Here is a 26,547-nt window from a genome sequence, read left to right as displayed (position 1 = left end):
TAATGCATAGCACGGTCCAATGGTTTAGCGCCACGCCGTTACACCAGATTTGCAGTGGTCGTGTGCGTGGTTGTTCCGTCGTCGTAAAGCAGCGTGATCGTATTGGCCGCGGGCAGGTTCTGCAGCGTCGCGACGTCGACGAAGTTGGCGCCGCCGGTCGTGCCGTTGGCGTCGACGCTGAGCGTGCCCGTTCCCGCATTGTAGTTGACGAAGTCGCCGACATTGGCGCCGCCCGGGGCCGTGTCGAACAAGGCCGACAGGTCGATCTTGTCGCCGTGCCCGCCAAGACCGCTGTAGTCGACAATAAGATCCTTGATGTCCAGGCCGTCGAGCTTGAACGTGTCGGCTCCCGTGCCGCCGGTCATGGTGTCCTGGCCGAGACCTCCGATGAGAAGGTCGTTGCCGTCGCCGCCGTTCAGAATATCGACTCCGGCAAACCCTTGCAGGATATCGTTGCCGCCGTTGCCGGTCAGCGTGTCGCCATTGGCCGTGCCCTGCATGGTCTCGGCATCAGCCGTGCCGGTATAGGTAACACCGTTGACAACGTGAACGTCCAGTTGCTGCGCCGGTGACGTATCGCCGTCCGCGTCTTTCACGGTGACGTTGAAGGTCAGATCGGCATTCTGGGCTGTCGTCGTGGTGCTGACCAGGCCGATATCGGAGATCTTGAACCCAAGATCATTGGTATCGGAGCTCAGGTTTTGGGTTGTGGTGCTCGCCCCGCCGGCACCGATGGCGCCGTTGAGATTGATGGCTGTGCCGGTGATGCCTTCATCGGTCGGTGTGATTTGGGCGCCCACCAGCACGTAGTGCTGACCAGCAGTGTTGTAATCATTCGATTCGATGATCAGCAGGCCGTCATTGTTGTCGAGCGTTACGCTGGAGTAGATGCCCGGACCAGGGCCCGCGCCCCTGAAGATGTCGCCGTTCTCGACATACATTGCCTTGGTTGTATAGGTGCCGGCAACCGTGTCGTAGAGTTTCAGGATGACGATGAAGTCTTCGGAGTTCCCGATGCCATCGAATTTCAGGAACATCGAACCGACCTGGGCATCGGGCGCCAGGCCCGTAAATCCAGTCGGGTTCGTGGTGAAGAAGTCCATGTCAATGACTTCTCCCTTGCCCATTGTATCGCCGGCAACGCCGTTAGCTATTCCGGAGATGGACACGAATGCCGAACTCTGGGCGAGCAGTTCTCCGTTCACATAAGTAAGCGTGCTGCCGTCAATCGAACCCGATTGCAGGTTGTTGGCGCCGGTGCCGGCACCCGGTTCCGCATAGCCGGTGAACTGGATGAACAGGTTTGTATTGACCTGGGCCACCGCCACATCCGGCTGGCTGTTGTCAACCGTCGAGGATCCCGGCTCATAGCCGACGATAGAAGACGAATTGCTCACAGTACTGATCGTTACCGCAGAGATCGGGTCGGCCAGGTCCACGGTGTAAGTTCCAGCCACCTTGTCGAAAGTAATGGTGCCCGTTTCCGCCGTTGACACCCCACCCGTGAGATAGCTGAAGCTGACATTGAAGACGGCCTCCGTTGACGTCTCGGAAGCCCAGGTTACGGTCGGCGACGTGATCGCATTTCCGGCCACAGTGCCAGCCAATGTGATGGCGGCAAAATCAGAATTGACGCTGCTGTACGTCGTACGTCCGTCAGCACCTATGGAGTAGTCGAACACACCGGTGCCGCTGACAGTCCCGCTGTTGGCGAAATAGAGATCCGTCTTGTCGAGAACCGTCGGGCCGTCATCGAGGAAGGTCAGGTTCTGGCCGATGTTGAGCGTCGCCGCGGAACTGTCGCCGTCCTTGTCGGTGATGGTTGCCGTCAGCGTCACCAGATTGTCGGTGTTCAGGCTGATCGGCTCGTTCGGATCCGACGTCGGATGGACGACCGCCCGCTGCTGGTCGAGCGTCACATTGCCCGAGGCATCGGTCGAGACCGTGAACACGATCGGGCCACCGATACCGGCGCGGCCGACCACCTGGCCGCTCTCCAGGCTGAGCACGACCGCCTGGTTCGTCGCCGTGTCGACCAGCCCGGTCGACCCGGCATTGAAGCCCAGCGCATAGGTGATGGCGCCGGCGCCATCGGCGCCATAGCTGGAGGTGAAGGCGCTGGCGAAGCTCTGCGTGTCGTTGGTCACGAGAACCGTCTCGTCGACCGTCAGCGATGCACTGGCGCCCGGCGCCGAGATCGTCGGGCCATCGTCCTTGAACACCAGGTTCTGGCCGATGTCGACCGAGGCCGACTGGCTGTCGCCGTCCTTGTCGGTGATCGTTGCCGTCACCTTGATCAGGCTGTCGGCGCCGAGGCTGACACTGTCATCAGGATTGGCGGTGTTGGGATGGACCACGGCACGGAGCTGATCGAGCGTCACATCGCCATTGGCGGTGTTGACGGTCAGCGTGAACACCAGCTCATTGCTGCCCGCCGTGCGGCCTTCGACGACATTGCCGACGAGGGCGATGTTGACCGCCTGGCCGGTTGCCGTGTCGATCAGGCCCGAAGGCCCTGCCGTCACGTTCAGCCCGTAGACCAGCGTGCCGGCGCCATCGGCGCCGAAGGCCGAGGTGAAGTTGGAAGCGAAGTTCGCCGTCGCATTCGTCGCAAGCACCGTCTCGTCGACCGTCAGCACCGGCTGTGCCGCTGCCGAGGGCGCCATCGTCGGACCATCGTCCTTGAACACCAGGTTCTGGCCGATGTCGACCGAGGCCGACTGGCTGTCGCCGTCCTTGTCGGTGATCGTTGCCGTCACCTTGATCAGGCTGTCGGCGCCGAGGCTGACACTGTCATCAGGATTGGCGGTGTTGGGATGGACCACGGCACGGAGCTGATCGAGCGTCACATCGCCATTGGCGGTGTTGACGGTCAGCGTGAACACCAGCTCATTGCTGCCTGCCGTGCGGCCTTCGACGACATTGCCGACGAGGGCGATGTTGACCGCCTGGCCGGTTGCCGTGTCGATCAGGCCCGAAGGCCCTGCCGTCACGTTCAGCCCGTAGACCAGCGTGCCGGCGCCATCGGCGCCGAAGGCCGAGGTGAAGTTGGAAGCGAAGTTCGCCGTCGCATTCGTCGCAAGCACCGTCTCGTCGACCGTCAGCACCGGCTGTGCCGCTGCCGAGGGCGCCATCGTCGGGCCATCGTCCTTGAACACCAGGTTCTGGCCGATGTCGACCGAGGCCGACTGGCTGTCGCCGTCCTTGTCGGTGATCGTTGCCGTCACCTTGATCAGGCTGTCGGCGCCGAGGCTGACACTGTCATCAGGATTGGCGGTGTTGGGATGGACCACGGCACGGAGTTGATCGAGCGTCACATCGCCATTGGCGGTGTTGACGGTCAGCGTGAACACCAGCTCATTGCTGCCTGCCGTGCGGCCTTCGACGACATTGCCGACGAGGGCGATGTTGACCGCCTGGCCGGTTGCCGTGTCGATCAGGCCCGAAGGCCCTGCCGTCACGTTCAGCCCGTAGACCAGCGTGCCGGCGCCATCGGCGCCGAAGGCCGAGGTGAAGTTGGAAGCGAAGTTCGCCGTCGCATTCGTCGCAAGCACCGTCTCGTCGACCGTCAGCACCGGCTGTGCCGCTGCCGAGGGCGCCATCGTCGGACCATCGTCCTTGAACACCAGGTTCTGGCCGATGTCGACCGAGGCCGACTGGCTGTCGCCGTCCTTGTCGGTGATCGTTGCCGTCACCTTGATCAGGCTGTCGGCGCCGAGGCTGACACTGTCATCAGGATTGGCGGTGTTGGGATGGACCACGGCACGGAGCTGATCGAGCGTCACATCGCCATTGGCGGTGTTGACGGTCAGCGTGAACACCAGCTCATTGCTGCCTGCCGTGCGGCCTTCGACGACATTGCCGACGAGGGCGATGTTGACCGCCTGGCCGGTTGCCGTGTCGATCAGGCCCGAAGGCCCTGCCGTCACGTTCAGCCCGTAGACCAGCGTGCCGGCGCCATCGGCGCCGAAGGCCGAGGTGAAGTTGGAAGCGAAGTTCGCCGTCGCATTCGTCGCAAGCACCGTCTCGTCGACCGTCAGCACCGGCTGTGCCGCTGCCGAGGGCGCCATCGTCGGACCATCGTCCTTGAACACCAGGTTCTGGCCGATGTCGACCGAGGCCGACTGGCTGTCGCCGTCCTTGTCGGTGATCGTTGCCGTCACCTTGATCAGGCTGTCGGCGCCGAGGCTGACACTGTCATCAGGATTGGCGGTGTTGGGATGGACCACGGCACGGAGCTGATCGAGCGTCACATCGCCATTGGCGGTGTTGACGGTCAGCGTGAACACCAGCTCATTGCTGCCTGCCGTGCGGCCTTCGACGACATTGCCGACGAGGGCGATGTTGACCGCCTGGCCGGTTGCCGTGTCGATCAGGCCCGAAGGCCCTGCCGTCACGTTCAGCCCGTAGACCAGCGTGCCGGCGCCATCGGCGCCGAAGGCCGAGGTGAAGTTGGAAGCGAAGTTCGCCGTCGCATTCGTCGCAAGCACCGTCTCGTCGACCGTCAGCACCGGCTGTGCCGCTGCCGAGGGCGCCATCGTCGGGCCATCGTCCTTGAACACCAGGTTCTGGCCGATGTCGACCGAGGCCGACTGGCTGTCGCCGTCCTTGTCGGTGATCGTTGCCGTCACCTTGATCAGGCTGTCGGCGCCGAGGCTGACACTGTCATCAGGATTGGCGGTGTTGGGATGGACCACGGCACGGAGTTGATCGAGCGTCACATCGCCATTGGCGGTGTTGACGGTCAGCGTGAACACCAGCTCATTGCTGCCTGCCGTGCGGCCTTCGACGACATTGCCGACGAGGGCGATGTTGACCGCCTGGCCGGTTGCCGTGTCGATCAGGCCCGAAGGCCCTGCCGTCACGTTCAGCCCGTAGACCAGCGTGCCGGCGCCATCGGCGCCGAAGGCCGAGGTGAAGTTGGAAGCGAAGTTCGCCGTCGCATTCGTCGCAAGCACCGTCTCGTCGACCGTCAGCACCGGCTGTGCCGCTGCCGAGGGCGCCGCCGTCGGGGCATCGTCATTGAAGGTGATGGTCAGCGTGCCCGGTGCCGTCGAGCCGTCGGCATCGGTGATGACGTAGCCCAGATCGACTGTTGCGTTGTTCTCGTCATTGGGACCCTGGGCCTGAAGCACGTTGTTGAGCAGCGTCACATGATAGGTGCCGGTCGCCGGGTCAGTGATCTGGACCTGGAACAGCGGGGTGCCGATGCGATCGCCGCTGGTGGTCGTCGCCGTCAGCGTGTTGTTGAGGGAGTTCCAGCTATAGGTGACGTTCTCCTGGCCGATCGTGCCGCCGGTGCCATTCAGCGTCGCGAAGGAGAAACCATTGGCGCCGGCACCGTCGCCGCCGACACTGCCGCCCAGCGTGCCCGAGAAGCTTGCTTCGCTGCTGGCGGGGCCGTCGGCATCGCCGATATTGGCATTTATATCGCCCGTCGTGCTCGCCGGATTGCCGCCGGCAAGTCCGTCATCGTCGACTGCGGCCGCGGCCGTGCCGCTCGTTGGCGTATTGGCGTCAGTCACCACGAAGCTGATGCCGGCCGTCGCGGTATCGCCGTCGCTGTCCGTCACCGTGTAGGTCGCCGATGCCGCACCCGTGCCGGCAACCGGACTGTCGGCCGTGAACGAGTAGCTGCCGTCGGCCTTGACCTTGATGAAGCCGTCGCCGATGTCGATCGGCTGCGAGTAGTTGCTGTCAGCCGGATTGAACACCAGCGGCGTGCCGTCGATATGCGTCACCGTGGCGCCGTCGGCGCCGGCCACGAAGTCCAGTGTGCCGGTCAGCGTCGCGCCTTCGGCGACGTTCTGCGAAGCCTCCACGCTCGCCGTCGGCACATCATCGACGATGTTGACCGACAGCGTGCCGTTGACGCTCTGCGCGTCCTGGTCGGTGAGAGTAACGGTGAAGCTTTCGAACAGGCTGTTCTGACCGAGGGCATTGGCATGCGCCTCGTTGTCGTCCAGCGTGTAGGTATAGCTCACCTCGCCTGTAGCAGGATTGTAGGCCGTCACCGACAGCGTATTGCCGAGCGCCGTAGTAAAGGAGCCTGCGGTGAACACGCCGTTGGTGATGAAGGTGTGGCCTTCGATGGTCAGCGCGGCGATGCCGTCGGGCGAGGAAATAGTGAAGGTGCCCGCACCGGTTTCGGCCGTGCTTGCCGGATTGGAGCCGGGTCCGCCCGGCGTGCCGACATTCAATGCCTCTTCATCCACCGTCACGTCGCCGCCATTGGCTTCCGGCGTCAGGTCGGTGATGACGGGCGGCGCGTTGCCGATCGAGATGGTCAGCGTGGTGTGTGAGGTGTCGCCGTCGCCGTCCTTGATGGTGTAGGTGAAGACGTCATTGACGCCGCCGGGCGTGCCGGCGTCGCGCACATAGGAGTAGGACCCGTCGGCGGCGAGCGTCAGCTTGCCGTAGGTGCCCTGGACCTGCACGCCGAGCGTGGCGGCGTTGTCGACATCGGCATTGGTGTTGCCGGCCTCGACGCCAACCACGGCCGCGCCATCGGCACCCTTGGTGTCGGCATTGCCGTCCGTTGCGTTGGCGTCCGCGCCATCGGTTCCGCCGGCAAGCACATTGCCTGTCGCCGGGCCAAACTGTCCGGCCGCGATGCTGTCGATGTCGGCGACCGCCGTCGGCACATCATCGACGATGTTGACCGACAGCGTGCCGTTGACGCTCTGCGCGTCCTGGTCGGTGAGAGTAACGGTGAAGCTTTCGAACAGGCTGTTCTGACCGAGGGCATTGGCATGCGCCACGTTGTCGTTGAGCGTGTAGGTGTAGCTCACCTCGCCTGTAGCTGGATTGTAGGCCGTCACCGACAGCGTGTTGCCGAGCGCGGTGTTGAAGGAGCCGGGGGTGAACACGCCATTGGTGATGAAGCTGTGGCCTTCGATGGTCAACGAAGCGATGCCGTCGGGCGAGGAGATGGTGAAGGTGCCGACTTGGGTGGTGCTTTCCTTCGAGCTGTCGGAGCCTGCGGATTCACCAGGCGCACGGATGGCCAGCAGGTCGTCCTCGTTGACGGTGACGTCGCCGCCACCGGCTTCCGGCGTCAGGTCGGTGATGACGGGCGGCGCGTTGCCGATCGAGATGGTCAGCGTGGTGTGTGAGGTGTCGCCGTCGCCGTCCTTGATGGTGTAGGTGAAGACGTCATTGACGCCGCCGGGCGTGCCGGCGTCGCGGACATAGGAGTAGGACCCGTCGGCGGCGAGCGTCAGCTTGCCGTAGGTGCCCTGGACCTGCACGCCGAGCGTGGCGGCGTTGTCGACATCGGCATTGGTGTTGCCGGCCTCGACGCCAACCACGGCCGCGCCATCGGCACCCTTGGTGTCGGCGCCGCCATCGCCCTCGGCATCGCTGATCACATTGCCGGTGGCCGGGCCGAACTGGCCGGCCGCGATGCTGTCGATATCGGCGACCGCCGTCGGCACGTCGTCGGTGATGTTGACCGACAGCGTGCCGTTGACGCTCTGCGCGTCCTGGTCTGTGAGCGTAACGGTGAAGCTTTCGAACAGGCTGTTCTGGTCGAGGGCGTTGGCATGCGCCTCGTTGTCATTGAGCGTGTAGGTGTAGCTCACCTCGCCTGTAGCAGGATTGTAGGCCGTCACCGACAGAGTGTTGCCGAGCGCGGTCGTGAACGAGCCGGCGGTGAACGCGCCATTGGTAATGAAGCTGTGGCCGTCGATGGTCAGCGCGGCGATGCCGTCGGGCGAGGAGATGGTGAAGGTGCCCGCACCGGTCTCGGCCGTGCTTGCCGGATTGGAGCCGGGTCCGCCCGGCGTGCCGACATTCAATGCCTCTTCATCCACCGTCACGTCGCCGCCATTGGCTTCCGGCGTCAGGTCGGTGATGACGGGCGGCGTGTTGCCGATCGAGATGGTCAGCGTGGTGTGCGAAGTGTCGCCGTCGCCGTCCTTGATCGTATACGTGAAGACGTCATTGACGCCGCCGGCGGTGCCGGCATCGCGCACATAGGAGTAGGACCCGTCGGCGGCGAGCGTCAGCTTCCCGTAGGTGCCCTGGATCTGCACGCCGAGCGTGGCGGCGTTGTCGACATCGGCGTTCGTGTCGCCGGCCTGGACGCCAACCACCGCCGCGCCATCCGCGCCCTTGGTATCTGCGCCGCCATCGCCCTCGGCATCGCTGATCACATTGCCGGTCGCCGGGCCGAACTGGCCGGCCGCGATGCTGTCGATGTCGGCGACCGCCGTCGGCACGTCGTCGATGATGGCGACGGCAAAGGTGGTGCTGGCCGTATCGCCGTCGACATCCGTCACCGTGATGCTGAAATTGTCCGGAACCGTATCGTTGGGGTCAAATCCACTTGTCTGGTCCGGATGGGCGACCGACTCGGTGACCGTGTAATTGTATTCGATGGCACCGGTGACCGGATCGAAGGACACGATCGTGATGTAGCCGAAATCGCCCTGGATCTGCTGGCCGACGCCGTTCACGGTGACGCCATTGATGACGATTGAGCCGATGCCGTCCGGCGCGTCGATGGTGATCGTTCCGGTGTTGGACGTTTCCTCGTCGCTCGGCGCGTTGCTGCCCGGCGATTGCGATTGGCCGCCGTCGAGGCCGGTTTCGCTTGCCGCCTCGCTCGGAGCAAGCAATGACGTGGCCACCACTGAAACCTGTCTGTCGACTGTCGAGGGAAAGAGTTCGCGCCGCTCCAGCAGCCCGAACTGCAAGGCAGTCGGGGGCAGCAAGGCCGAAAGGTCGAACCCGTCGCCGATGCCGCCGGGGGGAACTGAGAAGTTGCCGCCGGCGCTGTTCGGGCCGTTGCCAGGTCCGGCCGAGATCGAACCGTCGGCGCCGAAGGCGACGTCGACATGGCTTGCTTCCAGCGCCGCGATCAAGGCAACGCGCGGCACCTCGACATCGCCGAGGATGAAGGTTGGCACGTTCAGGGCGCCGTCCTTGATGACGATCACCGAACCGTCGGGCTGTTCAAGCACCAGATTGTGGCCGTCGACACGGATGTTGTCGATCGAGACATTAGCCGGAAGCTTCACGACGTTGCTGGCGTCGGCCACATAGTCATGCGGCTGAGCCGCCGCCGCGTTTGCCGCAGCAGGTGCGCCTTCCGCTGGTGGATTTGCCGCCGCTGCCGCGGGCACTTGCGGTTGAACTGGCGCGCCGCTGCCGACATCGACCGGAACCGAATCGGCTGCCGCCGGGGCAGGCTGTCCTGTTGCTGCCTGGGCGACCTGCATCTCTGCCGGTACCGTCGCGCCGTTGTGTTCGCTGGAAGCAGAATGCTCGTTCCAAGAACCCGAAACGTTGTCCAACTCGATATTGGTGGTCATCTCTGAAACCCCTCCGGTATTTCCCGGAAAGAGACAGGGGCGGCCTCTGCTTTGCAACAGTCTCTCAATCTATTTAATATATTGGAATATACAGGCGTGCGCATTTTTTGCGCATGGTAAACTGCTACCATATAGCCACCTATATCTTGTCCCTCGCGGATCCTTTTTGACGGCGGTTGGGCCGCGATCTTTCGGCAAATATAAGTATAAATTAGATTAGAATTTTAAATAAATTAGACAAAACCAATTTCTGGAAACTTATCTACCTTCATTTCCAATAATTTGAGACGAGACTGGTAGCGTCCACAGTCAAAGGTGGGCATTATGACAATAAAAAAAGCTTCTCCGGCATCAGCCCCGTTCAAGATTCTCCTGCTGGCAATCGGCCTTGCGGGCGTGCCGTGTTCATCTTTCGCGAGCGCCATGTCGGGTGATTCGGCGCCTGCTGGCGTGCCGCTCGAAAGGCTCCAGGCGCCGTCCAGCCTTGGCGGCGTATCGCTGGCGCGGCCTCAGCCCTGGCGGCCTGCCGCGCCCTACCGTGTCGGCTCCGTCTCCGGCAGCTATGCTCCTGCCGGGGCGGATGGCGCAAACACCTCTTCGATGGCAGAAGCCAATGCCGGCATCGACCCGATGCAGACCGCGGCGATCATTCCAGGCGTGTTCGGGTCGGTTGCCCTTTCGATGCGCAACTTCCCGGTCGCGGCCCGCTGGGCGCCTGTCTACAAGGCGATCGTCGGCTGTTCGGCGGGCAGTGCATGCGAGCGCAAGAGCACGGCGTTCGTCGCGATGGTCGACGCGGCCAAGGACAAGGGGTTCAGCGACAAGCTGGCCTTCGTCAACACCAGCATCAACCGCCTGATCGCTTACCGGAAAGACAGCGCCGTCTACGGCAAGCTCGATTATTGGGCAAAACCTTCGGAAATCCTCGAGCGGCGCGCCGGCGACTGCGAGGATTTCGCCATCCTCAAGATGACGGCGCTGCTACAGGCCGGCATTCCGGCGCAGAGCATGTCGCTCGTTGTCCTTCAGGACCGCAAAAGGAAGTTCTTTCACGCCGTGCTGTCGGTGAGCACGGCCAGCGGCGCCTTCATCCTCGACAGTCTTGGCAACGCCGTCAGGCGCGACAGCGATCTCCCCGACTATGTGCCGCTCTATTCCTTCAGCATGGATCGGTCCTGGATCCATGGTTCCAGAACTGGTGGCGCCGAGATGGCCGACATCACGGGTGGTTTCACGACGGTCGCTCCCGGCGAAGGCTTGCAGCCGGATATGGCTTTGGACACGTTTTCGGCCCGCCTCGGCCCGCAGTGAGCGGCGCACTTTTCCTGGAATTGCCTAGCCGTTGAAGACGAACGCCATCAGCAATTCCGGTTCGGCCACCGGTGCGCGCACCGCGCTCAGCTGACCCCGGTAGCGGCGCTCGCCGGCGCCGATGACGAAGCCGGTCGCGACCGGCGTTTCGCCATTGGTCTCGAGCCGCGCGAATATGTCGGCCACATTGAGGTCCAGCGCCAGCTTGAGGTCGGGCCGCGCATCGTCATTTGGCGCTGTCGGCAACTGCCGCTTGACCAGCTGCTGGAACGGCGCGTTGAAGCTCAGGATCTTCTTCGACGACGACAGCGCGAAGGCCGGCGACGGACAGGCGACCAGTATGGCGTTGATGGTCCGGATCGAAGCGAGCTTTCGCAGCGCCAGGTTTTCTTCCGCCAGGCCGCGCATGCAGGCGACGCGGATCGCCGACGTCAGGTTCCCCTGATCGGCATGGCTTTCGGCGATCTCGTCGACCAGCATGCCAATCGTGCATTTGCGGCTTTCGGCCATCTGCTTGAGCGACACCCAGAAGGCGCGTTCCAGGCGAATGCCGCGGCGTATGCCGCCGCGTGCGACGACCCGGAATTCCGGGCCGAAATCATCGGCCGCAAGCGGCAGGAGCGGCCGCTCGCCTTGGATGGCGGGACGGGCGGCGCTATCGCTCACTCATGGCCTCCTGGCGTGCTTTGTTGATCGGCTTTAACAGGTAGTTCAGGATTGTCTTGCGCCCGGTCTTGATGTCGACCGAGCAGATCATGCCCGGAATGATCGAATAGGCCTTGCCGTCCCTTTCCAGCGTCGACGTGTCCGTCGCAACGCGCACCTGGTAGTAGGGTTCGCCCGTCTTCTGGTCGACCAGGCTGTCTGCGGTGATGTTCGAGACCTTGCCTTCGATGCCGCCGAAGATCGAGAAGTCGTAGGCGGTGACCTTGATCAGCGCGTCCTGGTTCTCACGAATGAAGGCGACATCGCGTGGCGAAACCCGCGCTTCGACCAAAAGGGTCTCGGAAGTGGGCACGATGCCGGCGACCACCGCGCCGGGCTGCACGAAGGCCCCGACCGTGTTCAGCTCCATCGTATTGACGATGCCGTCCACCGGCGAGCGGATGTCTGTGCGCGCCACCTTGTCGGTGGCACCGCGAATGGTTTCGTCCACCACCGAAAGCTCGGCCAATGCCTGGGTCAGCTCGTCCAGCGCTTCCTGCTGCAGCTGGAGACCGAGTTCGTCGACCTGCAGCTGCGCTTCGGTGATTGCCGCCTTGGCCTTCTTTATGGTCTCGCCGGCGAGGTTCAGCTGGCCGTTGAGTTCAGCCTGCTCCCGGTCGACACGGATCTGCTCGGTCCTGGCCATCAGGCCTTTTTTGACCATCGCTTCGACCAGTTTTGCCTCCTGGTCGCTGATGGCAAGGTTCTTTGACAGGCGGTCGGCGTTGGCGGTTGCTTCGTTCAGCTCCTTCTCGCGCTGGTCGAGGCGCGATTTGAGCACCGACAGCTTGTTGTCGAAATTCCCGCGCCGGGCGATGAGCAGTTTCTGCTCGTTGTCGCAGATTTCCGGGGCGACCGACTGGATCTCAGCCGGACACGGAAAGGGGCCGGAAAGGGTGCCGGCCTGCTCGAATTTGAGCCTCGCGATGCGCACCTGTAGCGCGCGCGCCTTGGCCTGCTGCTCGCCGAGGCTGGAGGTGTTGACCGTGTTGTCGAGCCGGATGATGAGGTCGTTCTTCTTGACGATCTGGCCGATCTTCACCGCGATTTCCTGAACCACGCCGGCCTCGCTGGCCTGGATGATCTGGGTCTTGGATGCGGGTATGACCTTGCCGTCGCCGCGCGCGATCTCATCGACTTCGGCGAAAGACGCCCAGCCGACGAACGAGACGAACAGCGCCCCGATGATGAATATGGACGCCGACGCAAACAGCGGTGGGCGGTCTTCCCTTGCAAGCATTTCCCACGTCCCATTATATTGAAATGGTTCAATATAATCCGGTTTGTCAGGCGCTGTTCTTCTGCAGCGCCTGTATGACTTGTTCCTTCGGCCCGTCGGCGACGATCCGGCCTTGATCGATGACGATGAGGCGATCGGCGAGTTCGAGCATGCTGAAGCGATGGGTCGACACGATCAGCGTCGTGTTCCGCTCGAAAGCCACTTTGAGCTGCCTGATCAGCTGCCGTTCCGAGGCAAGGTCCATCGACCCCGACGGCTCATCCAGAAAAACGATCTTCGGCTTGGTCAAAAGCAGGCGCGCGATCGCCACCGCCTGTCTCTGGCCGCCCGAGAGATTGGTGCCGCGCTCGCCGACATTCATGTCGTAGCCACGCGGATGACGGGAGACGAATTCGTCGACACCGGCAGCCTTCGCGGCTTCGATGATCTCATCGTCCGTCGCTTCCGGGGCCGCCATCAGGAGGTTCTCCTTGATGGTTCCTGAAAACAGGTCGCCGGCCTGGGCGACGATCCCCACCGCGGCGCGAACCTCCGAAGGGTGGTATTGGCGAATGTCGATGCCGTCGAGCAGCAGTTCTCCCGAGGTCGGCAGGAAAAGCCTGCCGATCAGCCGCCCCATCGTCGTCTTGCCCGATCCGATGCGGCCGATGATGCCGACCCGCTCGCCCGGTTTGACCGAGATGTTCAGCCCGCTCAGAACCTCGTTCTCCGAACCCGGATAGACAAAGCCGACATTCTTGAAGACCATCGCGCCGTTGCGGATCGGGCGGTTGACGAAGCCGACCGTATCCGGCCGGTCCTCCGGTTGAGACATGATCGCGTTGACTATTCGCAACGACAGCATGGCCTGGCGGAACCTGGACAGCGTGATGGCGATCTGGCCAAGCGGCGCCACCGCCCGGCTGGCCAGCATGACAGTGCCTATGATCGCGCCCGTCGACACATAGCCTGCGGAAAAGGCATAGGCGCCGGCCACGACCAGCGCGACGGTCACCAGCTGCTGAATGGATCCGGTGATGTTGCCGGCGGCGGCCGAAAGCTGCTTGATCTTCTCCGACGTGTTGGCTGCGTTCTTGGAGTGCTCGCCCCATTTGCGCAGCAGATAGGCCTCCGCGCGCAGCGACTTGATCGTCTCCAGCGTCGAAATGGATTCGACCAGCAGCGCCTGGCGCTGCGCGGCTTCGTTCATCGAGGCTGCGACGCGCTTGCCGATACGGCGCTGCGTGATCAGGCCGACGATGACGGAAATCACAAAGGCCAGCGCCGGTATGATCACCAGCCAGCCGCCTATCGCGTAGATGACCAGCAGGAAGATGAAGACGAAGATCGTGTCGATGAAGACGCTGATGGTGTTGGAGGTGAAGAACTCCCGCACGAACTCGTACTGGGTCACCCGGTTTGCGTACTCACCCGTCGAACTGGGCCGCGCCGACAGTGACGAATTGAGCACTTTCTCGAACAGCAGATACGAAATCCGCAGATCCGCCTTGCGCCCGGCATAGTCGATGAGCGAGGCGCGGGCCGTCTTCAAGAGCAGGTCGAACACGATGACGGCGCCGATCCCGAGCGCCAGGACCCAGAGCGTCGCGACCGCCTTGTTCGGCAGGATCCGGTCATAGACGTTCATGGTGAAGATCGGCGAGGCAATGGCGAGCAGGTTGATGAAGACCGCTGACAACACAACCTTCGAATAGGTGCGCCAGAACGCGCCCATGGTTCCAGTCAGCCAGTGCCGCCTTTCTATCTTCGCCGCCGAACCGACCTTCATTGCCTCGGTGGTGTTGGCATAGGTGATCGAGAAAGAGGCGCCGCCGCTGATGTAGCTTTCGACCAGCTCGGATTTACCGATTGTGGTGCGGCCGTTTTCCTGCGGAGCGGTCAGATAGTCGCCGCCTTCGATCTCCGCGAGCAGGGCGACTGGCAACTGGCTGGCGCGAAAGACGATGGCCGGAAGGTCGAAGCGACCGCGCACGAAATCGCGGTGGTTGAATTCCGCGACCTCCAGGCCGATGCGCTCGGCCAGATGCCTGATGTCGCCGGCCTCGATGCGCGTCTCCGCGATCGGGACACCGGCGAACAGCACTGTCTCCGCGCTCGGCCTGCCGAGATAGGCGGCAATCGCCGAAAAGCAGGCTTTGAAGGCCTCTTTGGGCGACAGGATATTGGGCTGCTGGTTCACGATCCGCTCCCGAAGGACCCGCGATCGATCTTACATCGGCTGCTTTTTCCTGACAGGGGCGAGGATGTCGAACGGCAGATCGTTCTTCTGTTCCGACGGCGTCCGTGCATAGGTTTCGGTGTCGGCGGTTGCCGGCACGGCGAATTCGGACCGCGCATAGGCCGCGGCCTGTTTGGCCGGCTGGATGTTCATCGTCTTCAGCAACTGTCCCGTTGCCGCCAGCAGCCGATACTGGGCGAAAAGCGAGGCGTAGGATGCGGTATCCGCCAGCGTCGCCGTGTTGAACAGCGTGTTCTGCGCGTCGAGCACGTCGAGCAGCGATCGCTGGCCAACCTTGAACTGTTCGCGATAGGACGCGACCAGGCTTTCGCTGGCGGCAGCCTGTTGCCGCAGCGTCTTGGCCAGGTCGGCTTGCCGGAAGCGGCGTTCCCATGAGATCCGCACTGCTTCCTCGATCTCGCGCAGGACCTGATGCAGCGCTAGTCGTTGTTCGCTGGAGCGGCGGATCTGTTCCTGTTCGTTGGCCTTGTCGATGCCGCCGCGGTAAAGGTTCCAGCGCAGCACCAGCCGCGCTTGCAGGTCGTTGGTGTCGCCATCGTCGCCATCGATGTCGGTTCCGGCCCGGGCGAGACCTTCGGCGATGATCGAGGGTCCGAATTTCGCCCGTGCTGCATCCACAAGGGAGGCCGCCGCGTCGATGTCGCTGTTGGCCATGTGCACGCGCGGATTGCTTTCCCGCGCCAGCCCGATTGCTTCATCGAGCGACCTCGGCAGTGCTGCGGAGACATCGCCCGGCCTTGAAGAGTTGGTCAGCGGCTTTCCGACGGTCTTGAAGAAGCGTATCTTGGCCGCTTCCAGTTCCTCGGTGGCTTCCTGCATGCGCGCCTTGGCGGCGAACAACCGCTCCTCGGCCTGTTGCCGGTCGGCGTCGTTCAGCGCCCCGCCTTCGATCCCCTGCCGGATATCGCCGAGTATAGCCTGGTGGAAGCCGAGGTTTTTCTTGGCCTCGACAACGATCGAAGCCTGCAGCATATATTCCAAATAGTCCTGGACAACGGAAAGCCCGATGAATTCGGACCGTTCCAGAACCCGGAACGACGCGCCGTCGACGCGCGACGCCTGACGGGTCAGTTCGGCTCGCCTTGCGCCGCTGTCATAGAGCGTCTGCGAAATCGTAAGATCGGTTTCAGCCGGATAGAGCGCGTCGTCCTCGATGGAAAGCGCGCGCCGGGATGGATTGTCGAGGCGCCGGGCGCCTGCCGACGCTTCCAGATCGACGCTGGGAAGGTAAAGACCTTTCGCCTGGCGCAGCTCGAATTCGATTGCTTCGCGGTTTTCAATCGCCTGGCCGATCTCCGGATTGGATTCGACGGCGACTGCCATTGCTTCTTTGAGCGTGAGTGCGCCAGCGCTTCCGCAAGCCAGCATTGACACCGTCACGGCAAGCGCAAAGCGCCAGCCGACGGTCACTTTACCCGTCCTGTTCATGTCTACCCCGTGACTTTCCCCGCGCCTCTATATTTTTTTACAGCGCTTATTGCCCAAGCCTGCCACCAGAGCTTGCGGCGAGTATCTATCAGATTTTTGAAAGATGTGAGCACTTAATGATCTAGACGCCTCTAAAACCCGGAGTTCTCGCCATTAGTCCCGGTGGATGTAGCAAAAATGGCACATAAGCCGTGCGTCGCCGCACTGCCATTCAGCGCGAACCGGGCCAGAAGCACGAGTCTCTTGGAAAAACTGCAGGCGCGCACCCGCGCACCCGTCCGGTCGCCGTTACTGGCCACGCTGCAGCATTCGGCAGTAATGCACCCCGTTGGTAAAGAAGTCGGGAGTGCAATGCTTTCTCTCAACGCCAGCTCAGTCCTTTGAAACGATTGGCCTGCGAGCCTGTTTGTTCAAGCCACCGACCAGCCGCCATCGACCAGTATATTGGCGCCGGTGATCATCGACGCGGCGGGCGAGGCCAGGAACACCACGGTTCCCGCGACATCGATCGGGTCGCCGATGCGGCCAAGCGGAATGTGCCCCAGCACATGCGCGTGAAAGTCGGGCTCTGCGAGCGATGGCCGTGTTCCGTCCGTCCAGATGAAGGTTGGCGCGACGCTGTTGACGTTGATCCGGTGCTGTGCCCATTCGGCGGCCAGGCAGCGCGTCAGGTGGTTGATCGCCGCCTTGCTCATGCAATAGATCGCTTCGCCCTTCAGCGTCACCGTGCCGGCCTGCGAGCTGATGTTGATGATGCGCCCGGATTTCTGTGCGATCATCAGTTTTGCAACTGCTTGCGTGGTGAAGAACGTGCCCTTGAGGTTGACGTTGACGGTGAGGTCGAAATCTTCCTCGGTGACGTTCTCGGCGAGGTTTTCCGGCCCGAGCCCGACATTGTTGACCAGCACATCGATGCGGCCGAAGGCGGCGTGCGCCTCGGCTACAGCTTTTCGCACCGTCGCCAGATCGGTGAGATCCATCCGCACGGCCAGCGCCCGGCGGCCCATGCGCTCGATCTCGGCGGTCAGTTCGGTCCCGTCGGTCTCGCTGCGCACGCCGACGATCATGTCGGCGCCGGAGCCGGCGCAGGCCAGCGCGCAGGCGCGCCCGATACCGCGCGAAGCGCCGGTGACCAGCACCGCCTTGCCGGCCAGGTCGAATTTTGGTGTGACCTCTGCCATCTCGTCCTCCCTGGATGGAAATCTCCCTTCCCGAACATTAACCGGTCGCGCTGCGAAAGCCAGAAGCCTGCAAATCGCTGCGCAAAATCTGTTCGGGTTCTGCAAAGCGCGCGCAGGAAATTGCCACGAGCGGCTGGTTTTGTTGGCAAAGCAGAGCGGTTCCCTGTATTGCGGGCCAAAAGCAAAAGCGTGGACGTTCTTGTATGACAAATGTCGCCCTGACCGGGCTTGCCCGCGACCTCGCCAGGCGCGCCACCGAGGGTAAGCCGGTACGCATCGGCGTCATCGGCTCCGGCGAGATGGGCACCGATCTGGTGACGCAGGGCATGCTGATGCCGGGCATTTCGGTCTGCGCGGTGTCGACCAGGCGTCCGCACACCGCCCGTGACGCCATCCGCATCGCCTATGGCGACGAGGCGATGGCGGTGGAAGCGGACACGGCTTCGAAAGTCATCGCCGCAATCGAGAGTGGAAAAATCGCCATCACCTCGAACGAGATGCTGGTGACAAATCCGCTGATCGATGTCGTCATCGATGCCACCGGCAAGCCCGGCGTCGCTGCCGATTTCGATCTGAAGGCGATGGAACACGGCAAACATCTGGTGATGATGAATGTCGAGGCCGACGTCACGATCGGCTGCTATCTCAAGCAGCAGGCCGACCGGCTGGGCGTCGTCTATTCGGTCGGCGCGGGTGACGAGCCGTCGAGTTGCATGGAACTGATCGAGTTCGCCGCCGCACTTGGCTACACGATCGTCTCGGCCGGCAAGGGCAAGAACAACCCGCTCAACCATGACGCCGTGCCGGACGACTATCGCGAGGAAGCGGTCCGGCGCAACATGAACCCGCGCATGCTGGTCGAGTTCGTCGACGGCTCGAAGACCATGGTCGAGATGTGCGCCATCGCCAACGCCACCGGGCTGGTGCCCGATGTCCCAGGCATGCACGGCCCGAAAGCCGACCGCGATGAACTGGCCAAGGTGCTGATCCCGAAGGCCGATGGCGGCATCCTGTCGAAAAAGGGCGTCGTCGATTACACGGTCGGCAAAGGCGTCGCGCCCGGGGTCTTCGTCATTGTCGAGGCGACGCATCCGCGCGTCATCGAGCGCATGGACGATCTCCATGTCGGCCACGGCCCCTATTACAGCTTCTTTCGGCCCTATCACCTGACCTCGCTGGAAGTACCGCTGACCGCCGCCCGCATCGTGCTCTACGGCCGGCCCGACATGGTGCCGCTGCCGAAGCCGGTGGCCGAGGTCTGCGCGGTCGCCAAGCGCGATCTCGCCGCCGGAGAAACGTTCGATGCGATCGGCGAGACCTGCTACCGGTCCTGGACCATGACCGTCCAGGAGGCCCGCGCGCATCGCGCGGTGCCCGTCGGCCTGCTCGAGGGCGGCAAGGTGCTGAAGCAGGTCAGGAAGGGCGAATTGCTAACCGCCGACAACGCCGCGCCCGACCAGACAACCAGGCTGTTCGCCCTGCGCCGGCTGCAGGACGAGATGCTGTACGGGTCAAATTAGGGGGGTTACTTCCCCAGCTCTATCGACCGCAGCCGCGCCGCTTCCACCGCCTCGGTCAGGAGTTTGGTCAGCCGCTCCTCGCCCATCAGCACGGCAAGGGCCGCGGCCGTGGTGCCGTTGGGGCTGGTGACTTGCTGGCGCAGCAGGCCTGGCTCCTCGCCGCTTTCGGCGGCCAGCGACGCCGCGCCATGGACGGTCTGCATGGCCAGCAGCTTGGCGGTGTTGGCCGGCAGGCCGGCCTTCTCGGCGGCAACCGTCAGCGCTTCGATGAAATGGAAGATATAGGCCGGCCCGGAGCCCGACACCGCTGTCACCGCGTCCATCAGGCTCTCGTCGTCGATGGTGGCCACTTCCCCGCTCGCCGACAGCAGGTCGGCGACGAAACGCCTGGCGTCGTCGGAAACCAGCGGGTTGGAGAACACTACCATCATGCCCTTGCCGATGGCCGCCGGCGTGTTCGGCATGCAGCGCACGATCGGCGCGCGATGGCCCAGGATTGCCTCGAAGGTGGCGACAGGTGTGCCGGCGGCGATGCTGACGAAGGTGGTGCGGCCGTCGCCAAAGCGCTTGTAGGCGGCGGTCACGTCGCGGATCACCTGCGGCTTGACGGCGATGACGACAAGCGCTGGCACCGCATCCGCCGGAATGGCCGCGGCATCGGCCGCAGCACCGCAGCCCAGTGCTTCGGCACGCTTGCGCAGGTCGGCGTTGGGCTCGACCACGAAGACTGCCTCCGGAGGAAGCTTGCCGGATTTCAGCCAGCCCGAAAGCATGGCGTAGCCCATATTGCCGCAGCCGGCGAGAACGAGCCTGATCGTCATTGAAGGACCTCCGCGAAGATGGCTCTCAATAGACGCTCACGGCGAGGTGGGAAAGCCCTTGCCGAAGGAGCGATCAGGAGGGACGCCGAACCGCGATCGGCCGCAGCGACACTTGCCGCAGACCAAGCACGCCGAGCACGAAGAACAGCCAGACCGGGTCACCGCGATGGAAGAAAAAACTTTCCAGGAAGGCGTTCAGCGCCGCGAACAGCACCACCATCATGAAGAAGTCGCCGAGGTAGATGTTCTCCTTGCGCAGCGGGATGCGCATGTAGTCGCGCAGCGGCGCAATAAGGAAGGTGTAGACCGCAACGCAGAGCGCCGGGATGCCCATCAGCACGGCAATGTCGAGATAGCCGTCATGGCCGTGCACGATGGTGCGGATGTCCCAGGGCCGGTCGAAGGGCTGATCCTGATTGAGTAGCAGCGGCGTTCCCCAGAAGCTCTCATAGCCGTAGCCGGTCCATGGCTTCTTCGCCAGCATGTCGCCGGCGAACTCCCACAGTGTGGCGCGCCCGGTATAGGTCAGGTCGGGAAAATAGATCGCCGCCAGATGCTTCACCGGCGGCAGGAAGACGATTCCCAGCGTGCCGACCGCCGTGGCGATGATTGCTGCCGCAAACAGGATCGGCGTGCCGAGCCGCATGCCGATCAGGCTCGGCAGCACCACGATCAGGATCGAGAACGGCACCAGGCCTGCCGTCGTCTTGGAGCCGGTATGCAGCATGAAGATCATCGCTGCGCAGAAGATTGTCGCGCCCCACCAGCGTTGCCCGCGCCGGTAGAGATAGAGGCCGGCAAAGCTGAAGCAGGCCATGATCGGCCCGGCGATGTTCTTGTGGGTGAAGACACCGCGCCACAGGCCGGCATGCTCCGGCTCCTGCGAGTCGGCCGTGTGCATGGCCTCGTGCGGAAAGATGATGAGGCCAAGGTAGGAGAGGCCCATGACGACGATGGCGGTGAAGATGATGACTTTCGAGAAAGCCTCGCCGTCGCGCGGCAGCACCAGGATCGTCGCCATCGTCAGGATGCCGATCAACGTAAAGGACGCCGCGCGCATCGCCGACGGCGGATCGGTCGCCAGTATGACCGACAGCATGAAGCAGCCCAGCATCAGCATCCAGGACGGGCTGAGCAGCGAGCGCACCACGCGCGGGTCGGCGAAGGCCATCAGCGAGAAGATCGAAATCGCGCCGAGCGACGAGAAGCCGAGCTGGTTGACGATGTCGCCGCCTTCGCCGGTGAGCTCGGCGCCGGCCGGTTGAAAGGGCCGGAAGGACACCAGGATCATGGTGAACAGCAGTGCCGCGATCGCCGTCGCCACGCCCTCGCGCGTGAACGCCGCACTGAGCGGCGCGCGCTCAGTTCTTCTCAGGCTGCCGGTATTGCTCATTAGCATATCCGAATTCCGCAAGCACGCGGCCGAGCGCGACATGGATGGGATAGAGCGCCGTCGCCGGCGATCCTGTCCGCGCCAGCCTGACCGCGCCGCGCAGCGGCGAGGCGGCAAGCAGAGCCAGGCTCTTCGCAAGCACCTTGGCGCCGGCAAGCGGCGTGCCGGCGCGTTTCTTCTTTTCGACCAGGGTCGAGATCACGCCGTTGCGCAGGCTGCGGGCGCGGATCCAGTCGGCCTCGACACGCCGTGCCGGCACGGTTTCGTGTACCTTGGCCTCGGCGCACCAGCCAAGAACGAAGCCTCTCTGCGCTGCCCGGCTGAGGAAATCGGAATCGCCGCCGCCCATGAAATTGAATCTGAGGTCGAGGAAAGGCGGCCCCATGGCGGTCAGCACGTTGCGCCCGACCAGCAGGTTGCCGGAGGAATAGAGCGCCGCAACACGTCCGGTCTCCCGGTAGGGCGGCGCGAAGACCGGGTGTTCTGCCCATCTCGCATGCGCCGGTTCGGCAAACACGGGCACTTGCGGGCCGCCGACAATGTCGGCGCCGAGCGTCTCGGCCGCCCTGCACATGCGCTCCAGCCAATGCGGGTCGGCGATCTCGTCGTCGTCGATGATTAGCAGGTGCCTGAAGTCGGGGAAATGCATGATCGCACTCTGCCAGCCGGCATTGTAGGCGCTGCAATTGCCGCGCTCATGCGCGACGATCACCATGCCCGCAATATCGCCGCGCTCGAACAGCGGCAGCGCCGCCTTGGCACCGTCGCGCGCCTCGGCCTCGTTCTCCATGACGATGACGGCGAAGCGCCTGGTGGTCTGCTGCGCCTTGATCGATGCCAGTGTCGCCAGCACCTGTTCGGGCCGTTTGAAGGTTGGCAGCGTGACGACCGCTTCGACGGTCTCGGCGGCGAGCCCCGGAGACCGTCCCGCGATCGATACCGAACCGTCCGATGGCATTGGGATCATCCGTGTCCAGCCGCCTGGTGAATCTGGTTTTCGATAGCACCCCGGTGATAACGTTTCGTTAATCACCTTTCGTGGCGAAGCCCGCAAAACCGAGACTCCCGGCCCCGATTGCGTTCACTTAATCAAGGGTTCACCCCGCTTTGCTATCTGGGCTGCACTGGATAGGTGAGATGCATCTGCTGTTCGCCACATCGATCGTGCCCGACGGCGCTCTCGCTTCGGGCTACGAGATCGCCAACGCTGCGATCATCGCTGCTTTGCGGCGCGCCGGCGCGCGCGTCACCGTGATCGGCTTCACCTGGCCGGGAAAGCCTGCCGCCGATCCGGAAAACACAATCGTGCTTGGCGCCGTCGACGTGCGCACCGAGAGCGCCTCGCCGCTGCAGAAGCTCGCCTGGGTCGCCAGGGCGGTGCTGTCGGGTCTCACCTTCGCATCGGTCAAGCTGCGCGTGGTCTCCGACGGGGAAGTCCGCGCCGCCGTGGAACGTGCCGGGCCGTTTGACGGCTATGTGCTGAACTCGGTGCAGTTCGCCGGCGCTTTCGAAAAGCTGTTCGGCGACCGCCCCTCGATCTTCGTCGCCCACAATGTCGAGCATCGCTCGGCGCAGGAGAATGCCGCCGCCGCGGGCAGCGTTTTCCAGCGCCTGCTGTTTCGCCGCGAGGCGAGGCTGCTCGAGACCATGGAAGAGCGGCTCTGCCGCCACGCGCGCTTCGTCTTCACCTTGGCCGGGGAAGACCGCGCCGCGCTCGGCGTCGCCACCGATGATCGCTCGGTGGTGGTGCCGCTGGTGACCCGCGCCGATGCGCCGGCAGGAACAGGCCAGCGCCGCATTGAATGCGACGCAGCGCTGATCGGCACCTGGACCTGGCAGCCGAACCGCATCGGGCTCGATTGGTTCCTGGACAAGGTCGTGCCGCATCTGAGACGCGACTTCCGCATCAGGATCGCCGGCGGCATGCCGTCCGGCATCACGTCCACGCATCCCGGTGTCGAATTCGTCGGCCGCGTGCCGGACGCGCAGGCCTTCGTGCGCACTGGCGCCGTCATCCCGCTGATCAGCACGGCCGGCAGCGGCGTGCAGTTGAAGACCATCGAGACCTTCGAGCTCGGCCTGCCCTCCGTCGCCACCAGCCGTTCGCTGCGCGGCATCGATCACCGGCCGGACAATTGCGTCGTGACCGACGATCCCGTCGTCTTCGCCGCGGCGCTCGAAGTTGCCGCATCCGCTGTCAGGGACGTCGACGGCGGCGCTTTCCATCGCCGGCAGGTGAAGGCGCTCGACGCCGCGATAAGGCTTGGCATGAACAAGCTTGGTCCGGTCAGACAGGAGGTGTTTGCATGAATATGCACACCGCCCGCGCCGCCATCGGGCGCGACACGTTGAAGACGATCCTCGGCATTCCGGTTCTCGCCATCCGTTGGGACGACGCCATCGCCCTGCTTGCACGGCTGATCGCCGAGCGGCGCTTCACCAAGGTCAGTTTCCTCAACGCGCACAACGCCAACATCGCCTTTAGCGACCCGGTCTTTGCCGAAGTGCTCGACGACTTTCTCATCCTGCCCGACGGCGTCGGTGTCGACATGGCGTCCAAGCTGCTTTACGGCGCGCCGTTCCCGGACAATCTCAACGGCACCGATTTCATCCCGGCCTTCCTGCAGGCATCGTCACGGCCGTTGACCGTCGGCTTGCTCGGCGCGACGCGCGTCAACGCCGAGGCGGCATCGTCCAAGCTTTCGGCGCTGGCCATGCAGCACAAATTCGTGGTCATCCATGACGGCTATTTCTCCGCCGCCGAGGAGCCGTCGATCGTCGATGGAATAGCGAAACTGCGGCCGGACGTGCTGCTCGTCGCCATGGGCGTGCCGCGCCAGGAATTGTGGATCGCGCGCCACATAGATCATCGCCATTGTACTCTGCCGATCGCTGTCGGAGCGCTGCTCGATTTCCTCAGCGGCACGGTGCCGCGGGCGCCGCTGTGGATGCGCCGTCTGCGGCTAGAATGGCTGTTTCGCCTGTGGATCGAACCGGGCCGCCTTTGGCGCCGCTACGTGGTCGGCAACCCGTTGTTCCTGTGGCGCGTCGTCGGGCAGAAGCTCTCGGGCGCCGGAGCAGGCCCCGGAGCAAACCATTGAACAGCCGGTTCGTGCCCGACGCCACCGCAGGGTCCGATCCGTTGCGGCAGACACCGACGGCCGCGGTCGTGACAGCCAGCTATGCGCCGGATTTCGAACGCTGCCGTCTGTTGTGCGAAACGATGGACCGCCAAGTCTCCGGTGTCGCGCATCACTACATCCTGGTCGAGCACCGCGACGTTGCGCTGTTTCGCCAATTGGAGACCGGCAGCCGCACCGTCGTCGACGAGCGGGATCTCCTGCCGCGCTGGCTGCGGGTCGTCGACGATCCGGCAAGCCTGTTTCGCCGCCGCATCTGGCTCAGCCTGAAGACCCAGCCGCTGCGCGGCTGGCATGTACAGCAGCTTCGCCGCATCGCCGTCGCGGCGCATGCGAAGGAGGACGTGCTGGTCTTCTGCGATTCCGACGTCGCCTTCGTCAAGCCGTTCGATCTCAGCGCCTTCTGGCACGACGGCAAGGTGCGGCTGTTCCGGCGCAACGGCGTCCTGGCGATCAACGGGCATGAGGAACATCGCATCTGGTCGCGCAACGCCGGTTCGGCGCTCGGCATCGACAAACCCAAGGTTTCGACCCACGACTACATCTCGACGCTGATCGCCTGGCGCCGCGAGGCCGTGACGGCGATGTGCGCGCGGATCGAGAAAGCCCACGGCCGCAACTGGGTCGAGGTCGTCGGCTCGAAAAGAAAATTCTCCGAATGCATGATCTACGGCCGCTATGTCGACGAGGTGCTGGATGGCGCCGGCCATTTCCACGGTTCGGAAGAGTTCTGTCGCGTCCACTGGACCGGCGAGGCGCTGTCGGACAACGAGTTCCGCCGCTTCGTCGCTGCCATGGCGCCGCAACAGGTGGCGATCGGCATGCAGTCCTTCATCGGCACCGATATCGGCCGCATCTGCCGTCTGATCGGGCTGGATATGTCTTAGATCGCCTTCGCCGGCCTGCGCATCGCCGAATAGGTGAGCAGCGCCGACGCGAGATAAAGCAGCAGGAAGACGAGGTTGAGCGACAGCACCAGATTGGGCGTGTCGGCGATCGCGGTCAGCACATAGGTCAAGAGCACCGCCTTCAGCGCTGCCAGCAGGCCGAGGTTGAGCGCCCTGACCGCCGTCTGGCCGCGCGCGAACAGAAGCTCGGCCTGGTATTCGACCAGGTTGCGCAGTCCCGGAACGCAGATCGCCAGCACCACCAGCGGCGCCGCCTCCGCGACATTCCTGCCGAGCGCATTGGGAAAGAAATGCAGCACGATGCCGAGTGCTGCCAGCGCCAGCGTCGAGACCAGGAACACGCCGCCCTCGATGCCGCTCTTGACCGCCAGCCGCGACAGCAGTTCCGGCGCCCGCATCATCCGCTGCACCAGCATCATCGAGAAGGTGCGGATCGGGATCGCCGTCAGGTCGACCAGCCGCATGATGATGGCGTAGATGCCGGCAAGGTGCGGCCCGCCGATGGCCAGCACCAGCAGCTTGTCGAATTCCATCTGCAGGTAGAACAGCACCTCGGCGCCGGCGACGTAGATCGAATCGGCAAGCCGCCTGAGATAGAGTTCGGTGCGTAGCCGCAGCCGCTGGCGTGGATAGAAGAAGCCGAAGGCAATGATCAGCGAAACGGCATTGGCGCCGATATAGTACCAGGACCAGACGCCGACCGTGTGTTGCGCCGCAAACATGAACAGCACGGCGCCGGCGGCCCGCAATGCCGTCGCCAGGATTGCCAGCACGGCGGCGCGGCCGAATTTGCCGAGGCCGTTGTTGACGATCAGCACCACCTCGACCGGCCGCCACAGCAGCGCCTCGGCGAAGACGATGGCCGCGAAAACCGACAGCGGCACGGTGCTGGCAAAGAAGACCAGGTAGACGCTGTATGAGGCGGCGGCCAGCAACGGCAACGACACAACGCCAAGCAGCAGGAAGCCGGCGGTGAAGGTGCCGATCAGATTGGGCCGGATCGTGGCGGTGCGGTACAGCGCCGCGATGAAGCCGAAGGCGAGGATGCGCGACAGCATGACGCCGGCCGCCGATGCGGTGGCGAACATGCCGAACTCGGCGATGGACAGCGTGTTGGCCAAGGCGATGAAATAGGCGAGCGAGAACACCAGCCGCCCGCCGGCGCCGCTGATGGCGGAGACATAGTCGATGACAAGCTCGCGCCGTGCGGCCACGAAGGTGCCGATCCGGGCGAAGGTCCGCCTTTGCGGTATGTCACTGGCTTGGGTCATATGTCCGGCAAAGCATAGGCCGGAAAGCTTAACGTGCGGTTCTGGACCCTTCGATCGCACCTGAAAGCGATGC

16 protein-coding genes are annotated in these 26,547 nt (G+C 63.7%); 5 read left to right on the top strand and 11 right to left on the bottom strand.

Going from position 1 to position 26,547, the window contains the following annotated elements; all coding sequences use genetic code 11:
* Nucleotides 1-38: 38 nt before the first annotated feature.
* Entirely contained in the window at nt 39-9,317 is a 9,279-nt protein-coding gene (locus AC1RUK_RS23450) for a DUF5801 repeats-in-toxin domain-containing protein (RefSeq protein WP_481838743.1), read from the bottom strand.
* A gap of 233 nt (nt 9,318-9,550) precedes the next feature.
* The gene (locus tag AC1RUK_RS23445; RefSeq protein ID WP_481838744.1) at nt 9,551-9,742 is read right to left on the bottom strand and encodes a hypothetical protein; all 192 of its coding nucleotides are present in this window, start codon (nt 9,740-9,742) and stop codon (nt 9,551-9,553) included.
* Between AC1RUK_RS23445 and AC1RUK_RS23440 the strand changes: the two genes are divergently transcribed.
* The gene (locus tag AC1RUK_RS23440) at nt 9,741-10,628 is read left to right on the top strand and encodes a transglutaminase-like cysteine peptidase (RefSeq protein ID WP_481838745.1); all 888 of its coding nucleotides are present in this window, start codon (nt 9,741-9,743) and stop codon (nt 10,626-10,628) included. The two genes, AC1RUK_RS23445 and AC1RUK_RS23440, sit on opposite strands and share 2 nt — an antisense overlap.
* A gap of 24 nt (nt 10,629-10,652) precedes the next feature.
* Here the strand turns inward: AC1RUK_RS23440 and AC1RUK_RS23435 are convergent, their stop codons facing one another.
* From AC1RUK_RS23435 to AC1RUK_RS23415, 5 genes are all read right to left on the bottom strand, one after another.
* Nucleotides 10,653-11,294, bottom strand: coding sequence for a ribbon-helix-helix domain-containing protein (locus tag AC1RUK_RS23435; protein ID WP_436170842.1), 642 nt, complete (start codon nt 11,292-11,294; stop codon nt 10,653-10,655).
* Entirely contained in the window at nt 11,284-12,573 is a 1,290-nt protein-coding gene (locus AC1RUK_RS23430) for an HlyD family type I secretion periplasmic adaptor subunit (RefSeq protein WP_481838746.1), read from the bottom strand. The genes AC1RUK_RS23435 and AC1RUK_RS23430 overlap by 11 nt, the downstream gene beginning before the upstream one ends.
* A gap of 46 nt (nt 12,574-12,619) precedes the next feature.
* Nucleotides 12,620-14,752 (bottom strand): type I secretion system permease/ATPase, encoded by a 2,133-nt coding sequence (locus tag AC1RUK_RS23425; protein WP_481838747.1) that lies wholly within the window; start codon nt 14,750-14,752, stop codon nt 12,620-12,622.
* 30 nt (nt 14,753-14,782) lie between these two features.
* Entirely contained in the window at nt 14,783-16,240 is a 1,458-nt protein-coding gene (locus AC1RUK_RS23420; protein ID WP_481838748.1) for a TolC family outer membrane protein, read from the bottom strand.
* Between the two features lie 410 nt (nt 16,241-16,650).
* The gene (locus AC1RUK_RS23415; RefSeq protein ID WP_481838749.1) at nt 16,651-17,421 is read right to left on the bottom strand and encodes an SDR family NAD(P)-dependent oxidoreductase; all 771 of its coding nucleotides are present in this window, start codon (nt 17,419-17,421) and stop codon (nt 16,651-16,653) included.
* 203 nt (nt 17,422-17,624) lie between these two features.
* Between AC1RUK_RS23415 and AC1RUK_RS23410 the strand changes: the two genes are divergently transcribed.
* Nucleotides 17,625-18,941 (top strand): NAD(P)H-dependent oxidoreductase, encoded by a 1,317-nt coding sequence (locus AC1RUK_RS23410; protein ID WP_481838750.1) that lies wholly within the window; start codon nt 17,625-17,627, stop codon nt 18,939-18,941.
* A gap of 5 nt (nt 18,942-18,946) precedes the next feature.
* Here the strand turns inward: AC1RUK_RS23410 and proC are convergent, their stop codons facing one another.
* The 3 genes from proC to AC1RUK_RS23395 all read right to left on the bottom strand — a co-directional run bounded on the left by proC (nt 18,947) and on the right by AC1RUK_RS23395 (nt 22,122).
* The gene (gene proC, locus AC1RUK_RS23405) at nt 18,947-19,762 is read right to left on the bottom strand and encodes a pyrroline-5-carboxylate reductase (protein ID WP_481838751.1); all 816 of its coding nucleotides are present in this window, start codon (nt 19,760-19,762) and stop codon (nt 18,947-18,949) included.
* 73 nt (nt 19,763-19,835) lie between these two features.
* Complete coding sequence (locus AC1RUK_RS23400) at nt 19,836-21,155, bottom strand: O-antigen ligase family protein (RefSeq protein WP_481838752.1); 1,320 nt, start codon at nt 21,153-21,155, stop codon at nt 19,836-19,838.
* Nucleotides 21,124-22,122, bottom strand: a complete 999-nt coding sequence (locus AC1RUK_RS23395) for a glycosyltransferase family 2 protein (protein WP_481838753.1) — start codon at nt 22,120-22,122, stop codon at nt 21,124-21,126. The genes AC1RUK_RS23400 and AC1RUK_RS23395 overlap by 32 nt, the downstream gene beginning before the upstream one ends.
* Before the next feature lie 170 nt (nt 22,123-22,292).
* On the opposite strand from AC1RUK_RS23395, the gene AC1RUK_RS23390 reads away from it, so the two are divergent.
* Genes AC1RUK_RS23390 through AC1RUK_RS23380 form a run of 3 tightly spaced genes read left to right on the top strand, consistent with a single transcriptional unit; the run spans nt 22,293 to nt 25,182 of the window.
* Nucleotides 22,293-23,465, top strand: coding sequence for a glycosyltransferase family 4 protein (locus AC1RUK_RS23390; RefSeq protein ID WP_481838754.1), 1,173 nt, complete (start codon nt 22,293-22,295; stop codon nt 23,463-23,465).
* A complete protein-coding gene (locus AC1RUK_RS23385; protein ID WP_436170852.1) occupies nt 23,462-24,256 on the top strand; it encodes a WecB/TagA/CpsF family glycosyltransferase in 795 nt (264 codons plus the stop codon). Before AC1RUK_RS23390 ends, AC1RUK_RS23385 begins: the two co-directional genes overlap by 4 nt.
* Entirely contained in the window at nt 24,253-25,182 is a 930-nt protein-coding gene (locus tag AC1RUK_RS23380; RefSeq protein ID WP_481838755.1) for a DUF6492 family protein, read from the top strand. Before AC1RUK_RS23385 ends, AC1RUK_RS23380 begins: the two co-directional genes overlap by 4 nt.
* Here AC1RUK_RS23380 and AC1RUK_RS23375 read toward each other — a convergent pair.
* Nucleotides 25,179-26,474 (bottom strand): lipopolysaccharide biosynthesis protein, encoded by a 1,296-nt coding sequence (locus tag AC1RUK_RS23375; RefSeq protein ID WP_481838756.1) that lies wholly within the window; start codon nt 26,472-26,474, stop codon nt 25,179-25,181. The genes AC1RUK_RS23380 and AC1RUK_RS23375 overlap by 4 nt on opposite strands.
* Nucleotides 26,475-26,547 lie beyond the last annotated feature (73 nt).

This window comes from Mesorhizobium monacense (genome assembly GCF_056781675.1).
This window is presented reverse-complemented; position numbering and strand designations above follow the sequence as displayed.